This window comes from Nonomuraea montanisoli (genome assembly GCF_013363975.1).
Lineage (GTDB): Bacteria > Actinomycetota > Actinomycetes > Streptosporangiales > Streptosporangiaceae > Nonomuraea > Nonomuraea montanisoli.
In genome coordinates this window covers 360,012-373,096 of record NZ_JABWGN010000008.1, presented here as the reverse complement: position 1 = coordinate 373,096, position 13,085 = coordinate 360,012, and the positions used below count along the sequence as shown (strand labels likewise).

General features: G+C 73.5%; 16 protein-coding genes. 7 read left to right on the top strand and 9 right to left on the bottom strand.

Annotation, left to right across the window (positions count from 1 at the left end):
* The first annotated feature begins 36 nt into the window (after positions 1-36).
* A complete protein-coding gene (locus HTZ77_RS22560) occupies positions 37-681 on the top strand; it encodes a TMEM175 family protein (RefSeq protein WP_175591631.1) in 645 nt (214 codons plus the stop codon).
* A 12-nt stretch (positions 682-693) separates the two neighbouring features.
* Here the strand turns inward: HTZ77_RS22560 and HTZ77_RS22555 are convergent, their stop codons facing one another.
* The 5 genes from HTZ77_RS22555 to HTZ77_RS22535 all read right to left on the bottom strand — a co-directional run bounded on the left by HTZ77_RS22555 (position 694) and on the right by HTZ77_RS22535 (position 5,450).
* Positions 694-1,851, bottom strand: a complete 1,158-nt coding sequence (locus HTZ77_RS22555) for an ABC transporter ATP-binding protein (protein ID WP_175591630.1) — start codon at positions 1,849-1,851, stop codon at positions 694-696.
* Positions 1,852-1,860: 9 nt separating this feature from the next.
* Entirely contained in the window at positions 1,861-2,691 is an 831-nt protein-coding gene (locus tag HTZ77_RS22550) for a carbohydrate ABC transporter permease (RefSeq protein WP_175591629.1), read from the bottom strand.
* Positions 2,691-3,629, bottom strand: a complete 939-nt coding sequence (locus tag HTZ77_RS22545) for a carbohydrate ABC transporter permease (RefSeq protein ID WP_328808706.1) — start codon at positions 3,627-3,629, stop codon at positions 2,691-2,693. Before HTZ77_RS22545 ends, HTZ77_RS22550 begins: the two co-directional genes overlap by 1 nt.
* Positions 3,626-4,885: an ABC transporter substrate-binding protein gene (locus HTZ77_RS22540; RefSeq protein ID WP_175591628.1), complete on the bottom strand. Its 1,260-nt coding sequence runs from the start codon at positions 4,883-4,885 to the stop codon at positions 3,626-3,628. The genes HTZ77_RS22545 and HTZ77_RS22540 overlap by 4 nt, the downstream gene beginning before the upstream one ends.
* A 73-nt stretch (positions 4,886-4,958) precedes the next feature.
* Entirely contained in the window at positions 4,959-5,450 is a 492-nt protein-coding gene (locus HTZ77_RS22535) for a MarR family winged helix-turn-helix transcriptional regulator (RefSeq protein WP_175591627.1), read from the bottom strand.
* 68 nt (positions 5,451-5,518) lie between these two features.
* On the opposite strand from HTZ77_RS22535, the gene HTZ77_RS22530 reads away from it, so the two are divergent.
* From HTZ77_RS22530 to HTZ77_RS22515, 4 genes are all read left to right on the top strand, one after another.
* A complete protein-coding gene (locus tag HTZ77_RS22530; protein ID WP_328808705.1) occupies positions 5,519-6,295 on the top strand; it encodes an SDR family NAD(P)-dependent oxidoreductase in 777 nt (258 codons plus the stop codon).
* Entirely contained in the window at positions 6,292-6,930 is a 639-nt protein-coding gene (locus HTZ77_RS22525) for an NAD(P)-dependent oxidoreductase (protein WP_175591625.1), read from the top strand. Before HTZ77_RS22530 ends, HTZ77_RS22525 begins: the two co-directional genes overlap by 4 nt.
* Before the next feature lie 80 nt (positions 6,931-7,010).
* A complete protein-coding gene (locus HTZ77_RS22520; protein WP_175591624.1) occupies positions 7,011-8,837 on the top strand; it encodes a DUF2264 domain-containing protein in 1,827 nt (608 codons plus the stop codon).
* A gap of 92 nt (positions 8,838-8,929) precedes the next feature.
* Positions 8,930-9,886 carry a helix-turn-helix transcriptional regulator gene (locus HTZ77_RS22515; RefSeq protein WP_175591623.1) on the top strand — a complete coding sequence of 319 codons (957 nt, stop codon included), beginning with the start codon at positions 8,930-8,932 and terminating at the stop codon, positions 9,884-9,886.
* On the opposite strand, the gene HTZ77_RS22510 is transcribed toward HTZ77_RS22515, so the two are convergent.
* Positions 9,883-10,215, bottom strand: a complete 333-nt coding sequence (locus HTZ77_RS22510; protein ID WP_175591622.1) for a hypothetical protein — start codon at positions 10,213-10,215, stop codon at positions 9,883-9,885. The two genes, HTZ77_RS22515 and HTZ77_RS22510, sit on opposite strands and share 4 nt — an antisense overlap.
* Before the next feature lie 138 nt (positions 10,216-10,353).
* Between HTZ77_RS22510 and HTZ77_RS22505 the strand changes: the two genes are divergently transcribed.
* Positions 10,354-10,572 carry a cold-shock protein gene (locus tag HTZ77_RS22505; RefSeq protein ID WP_175591621.1) on the top strand — a complete coding sequence of 73 codons (219 nt, stop codon included), beginning with the start codon at positions 10,354-10,356 and terminating at the stop codon, positions 10,570-10,572.
* A gap of 14 nt (positions 10,573-10,586) precedes the next feature.
* Here HTZ77_RS22505 and HTZ77_RS22500 read toward each other — a convergent pair whose 3' ends face one another.
* The 3 genes from HTZ77_RS22500 to HTZ77_RS22490 all read right to left on the bottom strand — a co-directional run bounded on the left by HTZ77_RS22500 (position 10,587) and on the right by HTZ77_RS22490 (position 12,452).
* The gene (locus HTZ77_RS22500; RefSeq protein WP_175591620.1) at positions 10,587-11,255 is read right to left on the bottom strand and encodes a restriction endonuclease; all 669 of its coding nucleotides are present in this window, start codon (positions 11,253-11,255) and stop codon (positions 10,587-10,589) included.
* Positions 11,256-11,343: 88 nt separating this feature from the next.
* On the bottom strand, positions 11,344-11,802 hold the full coding sequence (locus HTZ77_RS22495) for a hypothetical protein (RefSeq protein WP_175591619.1): 459 nt from the start codon (positions 11,800-11,802) through the stop codon (positions 11,344-11,346).
* 53 nt (positions 11,803-11,855) lie between these two features.
* Positions 11,856-12,452, bottom strand: a complete 597-nt coding sequence (locus HTZ77_RS22490) for an Rv1733c family protein (protein ID WP_175591618.1) — start codon at positions 12,450-12,452, stop codon at positions 11,856-11,858.
* 303 nt (positions 12,453-12,755) lie between these two features.
* On the opposite strand from HTZ77_RS22490, the gene HTZ77_RS22485 reads away from it, so the two are divergent.
* Entirely contained in the window at positions 12,756-13,034 is a 279-nt protein-coding gene (locus HTZ77_RS22485) for a hypothetical protein (protein WP_175591617.1), read from the top strand.
* Positions 13,035-13,085 lie beyond the last annotated feature (51 nt).

Below are 13,085 nucleotides of genomic sequence, written 5' to 3'. Positions count from 1 at the left end.
ATCCCTGGTTACGCTCGGTGACCGGGGGTGAGACCGATGGGCGAGCCGGAGCGGGTGGCGCCGGGGATGACGCACGAGCGGGTCGGCGCGTTCGTCGACGCCGTGTTCGCCATCGCCATGACGCTGCTCGTCGTGGAGATCCGGCGCCCGCCCGCCGGTCTGGTCGAGGGCGACGAGCCGCGCCTGGTCATGGCCGCCCGGCTGTGGGACTTCCTGAGCGGCAACTGGACCACGTGGCTGGCCTTCGTCATCGCGTTCCTCATCCTGTGGGGCGTCTGGCGGGAGCACCACCGCACCCTCGACCTGGTCACCCGCGTGTCGCCGCGGATCATGGCCAGGCATGTCCCGCTGCTCATCGTCGTCGTGCTGCTGCCGTACGCCACGGGGCTCATCGGCGAGTCGGTGTCCAACCCGCTGGCCGTCTGCGTGTTCGCCGCGGCGGTGGCGGCGCTGCTGTTCGCGCAGGCGGCGCTGCTGCGGGCGATCCTGCGCGACGACGTGCTGCGGCCGGGGACGGACGCGGCCGCGATGCGGGTGCAGGCGGCGACGCTCCTGGTGGCGGGGGTGTTCTGGCTGCTCACGGCGGGGCTGACCTGGCTGGTGGAAGGCGTGCCGCTGCTGTGGCTGCTCGCCCCGGTCGTCGGCGTCGTCTCGGCGCGCCGGTTCGCCGCCCGCGCGTGATCTGCGAGCTGGTCAGCGTTCGGTGAGGTTCTCGCCCGTCTTCGGGTGGAACAGGTGCACGGCCTGCGTGTCGTACCAGAGCCGCACCGGCTGCCCCCGGCGCGCCCCGGACTTCGGGTCGAGCTGCGCCACGAGCCGGCACTCCTCCCCCGCCTCCTCGCCGCCCGCCTCGCTCAGGTGCTCCGAGCGGACGGCGCCGGTGTCGAGGGTGAAGTAGGCGAGCTTCTCCGGCCCCATCGACTCCAGCAGGTCCACGGTCCCGGTGAACGTGCCGCCCTCCTCCGCGTCGTGCACCAGGGAGGCGTCCTCGAAGGACTCCGGCCGGATGCCGGCGATGACGTCGCGCGGCACGTCCGGGCCCTCGGCGGCGCGGCCCAGCCGGCCGCGCAGCGGGATGTCGCCGATGGGAGTGCGTAGCAGGCCCTCCTCCAGCCGCGCGGGCACGACGTTCATGGACGGCGAGCCGATGAAGCCGGCCACGAACAGGTTGCGCGGATGGTCGTAGAGCTCCTGCGGCGGCCCGATCTGCTGGATCAGCCCGGCCCGCATGATGACGATCCGGTCGCCGAGGGTCATCGCCTCGGTCTGGTCGTGGGTGACGTACACGGTGGTGGTGCCGAGGCTCTTCTGCAGCCGGGAGATGGAGGTGCGCATCTGCACGCGCAGCTTGGCGTCGAGGTTGGACAGCGGCTCGTCCATGAGGAACGCCTTGGGGTCGCGGACGATGGCGCGGCCCATCGCCACGCGCTGCCGCTGGCCGCCGGACAGGGCGGCGGGCTTGCGGTCGAGGTACGGGGCGAGGTCGAGCAGCCCGGCGGCCCGCTCCACCCGCTCCTGTGTCTCCTCCCGGCCCATCTTGGCCAGCTTGAGGGGGAAGGCGATGTTCTCGCGGACCGTCATGTGCGGGTACAGCGCGTACGACTGGAAGACCATCGCCATGTCGCGGTCGCGCGGCGCCTTCTCGTTCATGCGCCGGCCGTCGACGCGCAGCTCGCCCTCGGTGATGTCCTCCAGGCCCGCGATCATGTTGAGGGTGGTGGACTTGCCGCAGCCGGACGGGCCGACGAGGATCACGAACTCGTGGTCGGCGATGCGGACGTCGAAGTCGTCGACGGCGACGGTCCCGTCGGCGTACCTCTTGGTGATGTGGTCGAGCACGATCTCAGCCATGGCGTGACGTCATCCCTTCACCGCCCCGGAGGTGAGCCCGGCGACGATCCGCCGCTGGAAGAACAGCACGAAGATCACGATGGGGATGGTGATGACCACGGCCGCCGCCGAGATGGAGCCCGTCGGGTCCTCGAACTGGGTGCTGCCGGTGAAGAAGGAGATCGTCGCCGGAGCCGTCCGGGCCGCGTCGGAGGAGGTGAGGGAGATGGCGAACAGGAAGTCGTTCCAGCAGAAGATGAACGCGAGGATCGCGGTCGTCACCATGCCGGGCGCCGCCAGCGGCACGATGACCTGCCAGAACGCCTGGAACGGCGTCGCGCCGTCCATCTTGGCGGCCTTCTCCAGCTCCCACGGGATCTCCCGGAAGAACGCCGACAGCGTGTAGATCGTCAGGGGCAGCGCGAACGTGATGTACGGCAGGATCAGCCCCGCCCAGGTGTTGAACAGGCCGAGCGCCCGCTCGATCTGAAACAGCGGGCTGACCAGCGAGATCTGCGGGAACATCGCGATCAGCAGCGACACGCCGATGAGCAGCCGCTTGCCCGGGAAGGTGAGCCGGGCCACGGCGTAGGCGGCCATCGTGCCGAAGACGATCGCGACGAATGTCGAGATCAGCCCGATGCCGATGGAGTTGACCAGGCCGCGGACGAAGTCGGCGTTGGTGAAGATGCCGGCGTAGTTGCCGAGCGTCCACTTGCGCGGGATGAACGAGCCGTCGGTGAACGTGCTGGGATCCTTGAACGACAGCGACGCGATCCACAGCACCGGCACCATCGCGTACAGCACGACCACGACGTTGGCGACGGTCCAGCCGGAGACGCTCCGGCGGCCGGCCTCCATCACCGCTCGCTTCCGGGCGCGGCCGTGCCGAACCCCAGGATGAAGACCACCGCGATGATCGCGACGGTGACGAGGATGAGCACGGACATGGTGGAGCCGATGCCGAGGTTCAGGCCGCCGATGAGGTTGTGGTAGGCGCTGATCGAGACCGAGCCGGTGCCCTGGGAGCCGTTGGTCAGGACGTAGATGTTGTCGAAGATGCGGAACGCGTCCAGCGTGCGGAACAGCAGCGCGACCAGGATCGCCGGCTTCATCAGCGGCAGCGTCACCCGCGTGAACCGCTGCCAGAGGGACGCCCCGTCCACCGACGCGGCCCGCAGCAGTTCCTCGGGCACCACGGCCAGGCCGGCCATGAGCAGCAGCGCCATGAACGGGGTGGTCTTCCACACCTCCGCCAGGATGATGATCGCGATGGCGGGGCCGCGCTCGGTCAGCGGCGCCGAGCCCCCCGGCAGCAGGCCGGCCAGCCAGCCGGTGCCGGGCGTCCAGGCGTACTTCCAGCCGTAGGCGGCGGCGACGGTGACGATCCCGTACGGGATGAGCACGACCGTGCGGATCAGGCCGCGGCCGACGATCGCCCGGTACATCGCGAACGCCAGCAGCATGCCCAGCACCAGCTCGATCGCGACACTGACGACGGTGATGAGCAGGGTCACCCAGAAGGCGTTCCACCACACCTCGCTGCTGAGCACGGTGGCGTAGTTCGACAGCCCGATCCACGCCTTGTCCTCGGGGAAGCGCAGGTCGTAGCGCTGGAGCGACAGCAGCACCGAGTAGACGATCGGCCAGCCGGTGACCACCACCATGATGATCGCGGCCGGGGCGCACAGCCACAGGCCCAGCCGCCGCTCGGCCCGCTGCCCCTCGGTGAGCGCCCGGCCCTTCGCCCTGGAGGCGCCGCGGGAGGCGGAAGCCCGTCCGGAGGCGGCGCCGTTCACGGGAGCACCCCCTGGCTGCGCAGGGCGAGGGCGATCTGCTCGCGCAGCTTCGCCAGCGTGACGGGCGGGACGATGGAGGCGGGCGGCGACAGCGCCGCGGAGATCGTCGTGGAGACGTTCTGGTACGTGGGCGTCTTCGGCCGGGGCGCGGCCGTCTTCAGCGCGTCGAGGATGGCCTGGCGCATCGGGTACGGCTTGGCCATGGCCGGGTCCTGGTAGACCGCCTCGATGGTGGGCGGCAGGCCGTCCCGGACGGCGGCGGTGCGCTGGCTGACCGGGTCGCGCAGGCACAGCGCCGCCTGGAACGCCTGCTCGGGATGCTCGGAGTAGGCGCTGACCGCGAAGTTGGCGCCGCCCAGCGGCGAGGCGCCCGGGCCGTGGATGCCGGGGTAGGGCGCCCACTTGAAGTGGGGCAGCAGGTCGGGCTTGTTGGCCGCCATCGAGGCGTACACGAACGGCCAGTTCACCTCGAACGCGGCCCTGCCGCCCTCCATGGCCAGCCGGGCCGAGTCCTCCTGGGTGTTGGGCAGCGACGGGTCGGCCGCCTCGGAGCGGGCGTAGTCGCGCATCACCGTGAGCGCCTCCAGGGCGGGCGGCCCGAGCGCCACGCGGGTGCCGCCGGGCTCCAGGATGCGCCCGCCGGCGGAGGCGACGACGCTGTTGAACCAGACGACCAGGCCCTCGTACTGGGCGCCGGTCACCTCCCCGTAGTGCGGCTCGCCCCGCGCCGCGAGGCCGGCGGCGACGGCCGCCATCTCGTCCCAGGTGCGCGGCGGGCGCGGCACCAGGTCGGAGCGGTACCACAGGAGCTGCACGTTGGTGTTGTACGGCGCCGCGTACAGCTTCCCCCGCCAGGTTGCGGTGTCGAGGGGCTTGGCCAGCGTGCCCGCGCGGGCCTGCCGGGCGTGCTCGCCGGTCCACTCGCGGATCCAGCGGGCCTCGGCCAGCTCGGCGGTCCAGGTGACGTCGAGGCCGAGCACGTCCAGGCCGGGATCGGCGGCGGCCAGGCGGCGCACGAGCTGCTCGCGCTGGCCGTCGGCGTCGCGCGGGAGGGTGTTCAGCACGATCCGGTAGCGGCCCGCGGCCCCGGCGTTGCAGCGGGCGACGATGGCGGCGAGGTTCTCCTGGGGCGCGTTGTAGAGGTTGACCAGCGGGACGCCCGCCTGGCCGCCTCCGGCGCAGGCGGCGGGCAGGAGCGCGATCCCGGCCACCAGCGCGGCCGCGGCCCCCCGTCTCCTCCTCGCCGCTCGGCTCACGTCACAGGCGTACCCGCCCTACCTGCATATATCACCATGAGTAGTCAATCCCTCGCGGGAGGGCGCGAGGCGGTCAGCGGGGCGGCGCGGAGGACTGCCGGTAGCCGGGGTGGACGCCGGGCGCCAGGTTCTGCTGGGCGGCGATGGCCTCCAGCAGCGCGGCGAGCTGGTTGCGCTGCTCCTCGTCGAGCGCGGCGCAGATGTCGTCCTCGTGCGCGGCCCCGACGGTGCGCATCTCGGCCATCACCCGGCCGCCCTCCTCGGTGAGGTGCAGCTCGTGGTTGCGGCGGTCGCGGGGGCTGCGCCGCCGCTCGACCAGGCCCTTGCGTTCGAGGCCGTCCACGAGCGCGACCACGCGGCTCGGCACGACGCCCAGCTCCCCGGCCAGCGACTGCTGGCTGCGGCCCGGCTGGAGGGCGATCATGCGCAGCAGCCCGATGTCGGACGGGGCGACCCCCAGCTCGCCCACCCGCTCGGCGAAGCGCGCCGCCGCGTGGGCGCCCACCTGTGACAGCAGGAACGCGGTTCCCCTCGGCCGGCCCGGCGGGGCGAAGTCCGTACTCATGAGGCGATGGTAGCGTCGTCTAATAGTTCTGTGCTATGAATGATTCACCCAACAGAACGGAGTGTGTCGTGTCCCCCGGAACGCAACCCCGCTATCCCGACCTCGCGGGCAAGGTCGCCCTCGTCACCGGCGGCTCCCAGGGCATCGGCGCGGCCACCTGCCGCGCCCTGGCCGCCAACGGCGCCCACGTCGCCGTGAACGGCCGCGACCCGGCCACCGCCGAGGCACTCGTCCGCGCGATCGAGGAGGCCGGCGGCACGGCCGTGGCCGCACCCGGCGACGCCACCGACGAGGACGCGCTGCGCCGCGTGCGCGAGACGGTCGAGCGGGCCCTCGGGCCGGTCGAGCTGCTCGCCGCGTTCACCGGCGGCAAGGGCGCGCCCGCGCCCGTCGCCGAGCTGGGCCCCGAGCGGTGGCGCGAGGTCATCGAGACCGACCTCACGTCGGTCTACCTGGCGCTCCACACGTTCCTGCCGGCCATGTACGAGCGCGGCGCGGGAGCGGTCGTCACCATGTCCTCCTCGGCCGGGCGCGGACCGAGCGGCGCCAACGCCGCGTACGCCGCGGCCAAGGCCGGCGTGTCGATGCTGACCACGCACCTGGCCGCCGAGCTGGGCCGCAACGGCGTGCGCATCAACTGCCTCGCGCCGTCGGCGGTGCTCGTCGAGCGGATGCGGCGGGCGATGCCGCCGGAGCGGCTCGCCGAGATGTCGGCCTCCTACCCCCTCGGCCGGGCCGGCAGCCCGGAGGACGTCGCCCAGGCGGCCCTCTACCTGCTGTCGGACGCGTCGTCCTGGGTCACGGGGACCACGCTCGACCTGACCGGCGGGCGCGGCGCGGCATGAGACTGCTGATCTTCGGCGGCACGGGCCCCACCGGCGCCCTGCTGGTCGAGCAGGCCCTCGACGCCGGTCACCACGTCACCGCCCTCGCCCGCGACCCCGCCCGCCTTCCCGGCGCCGGGCACGAGCGGCTGACCGCCGTCCGCGGCGACGTCCTGCGGCCCGGCGCGTGGGAGGAGGCCGTCGCCGGCCAGGACGCCGTGGTGTCCTGCCTCGGGACGCGCGACCGCCGCCACCCGACCACCGTCTACTCGGGCGGCGCGGCCGCGATCGTCTCCGCCATGCTGGTGGCCGGTGTCCGGCGCCTGGTGTGCCTGTCGTCGGGCGGCCTGGAGATCCCTCCCGGCACGCCGCTCGCGCAGCGGCTCGTCACGCGCCACGTGGTGCAGCGCCTGTACCGGCACGCGTACGCGGACATGGCCGTCATGGAGCGGCTGGTGGCCGAGTCCGGGCTGGACTGGACGGTGGTCCGGCCGCCGATGCTCACGGACGGGCCGCTCACCGGGCGGTACCGCACGGCGGCGGGAGGGCACCTGGAGAAGGCGTCCAGGATCGCGCGCGCCGACCTCGCCCACTACCTGCTGCACCACCTCGACGACCGCGACGCCTGGGGGCGCGTCGTCGAGATCTCGGCCTGACCTCGGCCTTGACGGGCGGGGCGCGACGTCCATAGGGTCTCCTGGAGGCGGAAAGCGCTTACCGAGCCTGAGGGGGCACTGTGGTATCCCGCGAACACTGGGTGTCGGTCGCCGACCGGCTGCTGGACGCCGTGGTCCCGTACGCCACCCCGGGCTTCGCCCAGTACCGGCTGCCGGGCCGCGCCAGCGTCTCCGGCCCCGACTCCGACGGCCTGGAGGGGTTCGCGCGCACGTTCCTGCTCGCCGCGTTCCGCGCCGCCGGCGATCCCGGGGCCGCGCCCGGCGGGCTGCTGGAGAGGTACGCCGAGGGCCTGGCCCACGGCACCGACCCGGGCCACGAGCACGCCTGGCAGCCCATCGCCGACGGCCACCAGACGATCGTGGAGGCCGCCTCGATCGCGCTGGCCCTGCACGAGACGCGGGACCTGCTGTTCGACCGGCTCGACCCGGCCGTGCGCGAGCGCGTGGTCGCCTGGCTGGGCGGGATCGTCGGCAAGCGCGCCTGGCCGTGCAACTGGGTGCTGTTCAAGGTGATCGTCGAGCAGTTCCTGGCCAACGTCGGCGGGCCCCACGATCCCGCCGAGATCGAGCGGCACCTCGCCGACGTCGAAGGCTGGTACGTCGGCGACGGCTGGTACACCGACGGCGCGGGCCAGAACTACGACTACTACTGCGGCTGGGCCATGCACCTGTACACGCTGTGGTGGACCAGGATGTCCGGGGCCGACGCGGGCGTCTACCGCGAACGGCTGCGCGCGTTCCTGGAGTCGTACCGGCACCTGTTCGCGCCCGACGGCGCGCCGATGCACCAGGGCCGGTCGCTGACGTACCGGACGGCGGCCGTGGCGCCGCTCTGGCTCGGCTCGATCTTCGACGCCACGCCCCTGTCGCCGGGCCGGACCCGGCTGCTGGCGGGCCGCACCCTCACCTACTTCGAACGGCACGGCGCCCCGGACGCGGGCGGGCTGCTCAGCCTCGGCTGGCACCGGCCGTTCCTGCCGGTCACGCAGGCGTACTCGGGGCCGGCCTCGCCGTACTGGGCCAGCAAGGGCTTCATCGGCCTGCTCCTCGGCCCCGACCACCCGGTGTGGACCGAGCCCGCCGGCGACTCCGGCGAGCACGAGGACCTGACGGTGGCGATGCCCGCGCCCGGCTGGCTGCTGCGCCGCTCCGGCGGCGTCGTGACCCTGCTCAACCACGGCAGCGACGGCAACGACCGCGACACCTCGGGCGACGACCCCCACTACGTCAAGCTCGCCTACTCCACCCACGCCGCGCCCGAGACCGGCGCCGAGGGCCGGGCCGCCGATATCGACAACACCGTCGCCGTCATCCGCCCCGGCGGGAGGGGCTCGCGGCGGCGGCGCATCGACCGGCTCGTGGTGATCGACCGGCTCGCCGCCTCCCGCTACTTCGACGGCGAGGTGGTGGTCGAGACGGCGTCCGTGGTGGACGGGCCGTGGGAGGTGCGTGTCCACCGGGTCGCCGCTCCCGAGGGCAGCCACGTCCGCGACGGCGGCCACGCCCTGGCGGGCGACGAGCCGTGCGGCACCCGGCTCGACGGCCTGGAGTCCCGCGTCTCCTCGGGCGCGCTGGTCAGCTCCGTCACCGGCCTGCACGGCTGGTACGGAGCGCGGGTCGAGGCCCGTACCGGCGAGAACGCCTTCGGGGAGCACTCGGCGACGCCGTACCTGGTGGGCGACCACCCGGGCGGCCGGGCGCTGTTCGCGTCGGCGGTGCGGCTGGGACCGGGCGAGCCGTCCACGCCGCCGCCCGTGGTGGAGCCGGTGGGCGACGGCTTCACCTGGAAGGACACGGAGGGCGGCCGGATCGAGGTGCGGCTCGGCCGCACGCCGGGGTACGTGCGCGAGCACCCCTCGGGCGAACGCGTCACCTGGACCGGCTGACCCGCGCCGAGTCGGGGACGGATTCGCCGTCAAGGGACGAACAAGGCACATTGCGGACGGGCCCTGGCCGCTTTACCTGCCATCCTCGGGCCATGGCCAGTACGCCGTCCCGCATGATCCGCCTGCTGTCCCTGCTGCAGACCTGCCGTGGCTGGCCGGGCCCCGAGCTGGCCGCCCGGCTGGGCGTCAGCCCGCGCACGCTGCGCCGCGACATCGACCGGCTGCGCGAGCTGGGTTACCCGGTGCGGGCCGCCCCGGGCATGGGCGGCGGCTACCGGCTGGAGGCCGGCACGGCGATGCCGCCCCTGGTGCTGGACGACGAGGAGGCGGTCGCGATCGCGATCAGCCTGCGCACGGCCGCGGGCGGCACGGTGGCCGGCATCGAGGAGACGTCGGTGCGCGCCCTGGCCAAGCTGGAGCAGGTGCTGCCCGGACACCTGCGCCGCCGGGTGAGCGCGCTGCAGAGCTACACGGTGCCGCTCACCTCCCAGGGCCCGGCCGCCGACCCGGAGGTGCTGACCGTGATCGCGCAGGCGTGCCGCGACCGCGAGCGGCTGAAGTTCGCCTACCGCAAGCGCGACGGGGAGGACGGCACACGGCTGGTGGAGCCGTACCGGCTGGTCCACCTGGCGCGCAAGTGGTACCTCGTGGCCTGGGACGTCAACCGCGACGACTGGCGGACCTTCCGCGCGGACCGGCTGAGCTCGCCGGCGCCGGCCGGGCAGCGGTTCCGTCCCCGCGAGCTGCCCGCGCCCGACATCGCCCGCTACGTCGCCGAGTCGGTGACCTCCTCGCTGGCCCGTCACCGGGCGGTGGTGACGCTGCACGCGCCGTTCGCCCGGGTGGCCGAGCGGCTGCGCCCGCAGGACGGGGTGCTGACCGTGGTGGACGAGCAGACGTGCCGGCTGCACACGGCGGCCGACTCGCTGCAGTGGCTGGCGCTCACGATCGGCATGTTCGACGTGGACTTCGAGGTCCACGAGCCGCAGGAGCTGATCGCCTACATCCGCACCCTGACCACCCGCCTGTCGAGGGCGACCCCGGCCTAGTACGTCATGAGGCCGACCCGTCCCAGCGCGTCCAGGTCGGCCGCGTAGCAGGCCTCCAGCCGCTCGTGCTTGCGCGACTTCACGAAGTCCTTGACCACGAAACCGCCGTCGCTGAGGCCGCGCGCCAGGCGGGCCAGCCGCTCGCCGTCCGGCGCGTTCTCCCCGGGCGCCATGCGCGCCACGCCCGTGGGCGGCGTCAGGTCGTGGAAGCGGCCGAGCCGGCCGGGCAGCTCGTGGGCGCGGCGGTGGCCGACGGCGTCGGCGAGCAGGACGCCGCCCCGCTCGGCCAGGGCCTCCTGCAGCGCCTCGTACTGGCCGGCGGTGACCATCCAGCCGCGGTACCAGGACCGGCGTCCGCCTGCGCGACGAAGTGCGGATCGACCCGGCGCGTGGGCACCGCACCGCTCACCCGGTTATCCGCGTTTATCGGCTGGCGCCCGGGACGCCGGGTTTGCCAGGGTGGGGCCATGACGCAGGGATTCGTGAAGTTCTGGAAGGCCGAGAAGGGCTGGGGCGCGATCTCCTCCCCCGCCCTGCCGCCGGGCCGTGACGCCTTCGGCCACTTCAGCGAGGTCGTCGGCACCGGCTACCGGGTGCTGGAGGAGGGGGACGAGGTCGAGTTCGACCTGGTGAAGCAGAAGCAGGACAGCTTCGACTACGTGGCGGTCAACATCCGCAAGCTGTGACGCGCCAGTACGTCTCAGGTGGCGGGCTCCTCGCCCTCGGCGAGCCGCGGCGCGGGCCGGGCAGGCAGCGGCGAGTACGTCCCGAGCAGCCAGTCGGCCAGCAGGTCGCGCTCGATCACGATCAGCGGCTCCCTGGCGCCCAGCGCCTCCTGCCGGGCCTGCCGGGTGAGACGGCCGGACGTGACGAGGACACCGGTGTGGCCGGCGAAGGTGTTGGCGAGCGCGCCGAGGAAGTTGCGCACCTCGGGGGCGCCGACCGACTTGCTGTAGCGCTTGCACTGGACGGCGTAGCGCCCGTGACCGGGGGCGACGGCCGTGATGTCCACGCCCCCGTCCCCGCGGCCGCCCCGCTCGCGTACCTGGCGGAACCCGTCGGCGCTCATGCGCTCGGCGACCAGGTGCTCGAACTGGGTCCCGGTCATCCGGTCCACCCGCTCCAACTGGGCGTTCCCGGCCAGGAACCGTAACCGGGCCGCCTGGACGGCGCGCTGCCGCAGCACGAGACCGCCCGCGACCAGCACGACCAGCAGGCAGGCGATCGCCACCGCCCACCCCGGATGCGCGCGCGCGAACTCCGTCACGAGCGCCCCCACCGCCAGCACGCCGACCAGCGCCAGGAACCACCGGTCGCCGTCGCCCCGCGACGCGCGCCGGCCCTTCCCACGTCCGGATCTCCTCGCCATGGGTCCCTCCTGTCCTCGACGGGCGGACGGTCTCAGGGCGAGTGTGAACGCGGGGTACGACAGAATCCGCCGCGCCGGGTGCGACGCGTCACCAGCTGTCCCAGCCGTCGGAGCCGTACCAGTGGCCCGTCAGATGGCGGTAGTGGTCGTCGGTTGTCTCGTCGGGTTCGCCCGAGGGCAGCCAGAGGAACCCCTTGTCGTCGTAGAGGAACGGGTCCTCGACACCGAACTCGGCGCTGCCGGGGATGCGCTTCCCGTCCAGGTCCATGTACTGCCATCCGCCGCACACGTAGTACAGGCCGACCCACTGGCAGGACTCCGGGCGTCGCGGGTTCTCCATCACCGCCTTCGCGTAGGCGTCCAGGCTCGGCCGGGAGATCGTGAAGCGTATCCAGAAGGGCGCGTCGGTGACGAGGGCGAACGTGACGCAGCCGGCGATGAACACCGGTAGGAGCCAGCGGCCCAGCCGTTCGGTGACGTCGGCTCCGCGTGCGGCCAGCATCATGCGGATCGCCCAGTAGGCGGCCAGCAGTCCCCCGACGGGCACCGCGAACCCTAGCGACGCGGGGCCGCCCAGGAGGGCGCCCCCGGCGAGGAGGTTCAGGCACGGCGCCAGCGCCTGGCCGCCTCCGCCCAGGCGGCGTCCCACGCCGCGTACCGGCCCCGGTCGAGCAGGCATCTGAGCCCGCGCAAGCCCGAGAACGACACCGCGGCGCCGCCCGCCAGCATCAGCAGGGCCGCCGTGACGGTGTCGAACACCGTCTCCGCGTGGCGCCGCGGCGGCGGGGCCGGCTCACCGCGGGCGTCCACCCACACCGACACCCGTGTGCCCGCCTTGGCCCCCGCCGGCGCGGTGACCCGCCCGGTCATCGGCTTGCCCGCCGGGCCGGCCCAGCGGGCGTCGGCCTCGACCTTCGCCCCCAGGCCCACGTGCTCGTCGGCGACCGTGGTCGGCGCGTCCCGTACGAGCGTCGCCGTCACGGATCGGCGCGCGTTCACCCCGGCCCGCTCGGCCCGCGTCCCGTTCTCGTAGGCCATCCGTCCCACGACGACCGCGGGCCAGACGCTGAGCAGCAGCAGGGCCAGCGTCACCACCACGCCCACCGCCTCCAGCCGGTCGGAGCGGCGGCGCACCGGATTGTGGTCGGGGCGGTACAGGCGCACGCGCAGCACCACCCACCGGATCATGTCCCCCATCGCGCACCCCCGCCGCCGCTCGCCCAAGCCTCGCGGGCCCCCCGTACCAGCGCCACCGGTTCCGGTTCCGGTTCCAGCCCGCCGCCTCTCGTTCTGGTCCTACCGGTCCTGGTTCCAGCCTCGCGCGCTCTTCCCTCCAGCCTCGCGGCGGGGGTGGGTGTCCCGGCAGGGCCATACGGCACGGCGGGCCGGGACCTTGGCCCCTCCCCCCGCCCGGCCGGGCCCTTCGCGTAGAGGTGGATATCATCACTGAAGGGACGGCTTCATCGCTGACAGACGGATGTTCGAGAGGGGACGGCGGTCGTGACACCCGACGACGCCGAGACCGAGTTCCGGGCCGCCGCGGCCCGCCTGGCGCAGGTCATGCGCCACCATCCGCCCGCCCTGACACCGCTGATCGAGTCCGTACGGCACCTGGCGACCCTGCTGGCCGCGGACGCCGAGGTGGACCACCTGGAGGACGCGGCCCTGACCGTGATCGACACCTGCGACCGGTCCGGGCTGGAGTTCTCGGACCCGGCCGTCCTGGCGGCGATGGAGCGGCTGCGGGCGGCGGCGGCCGACCTGGACCGCAACACGTGAACCGGGGCACGGGACTTCGGACGCGAGGATCGCCGGGAAAGTTCTGGGGAA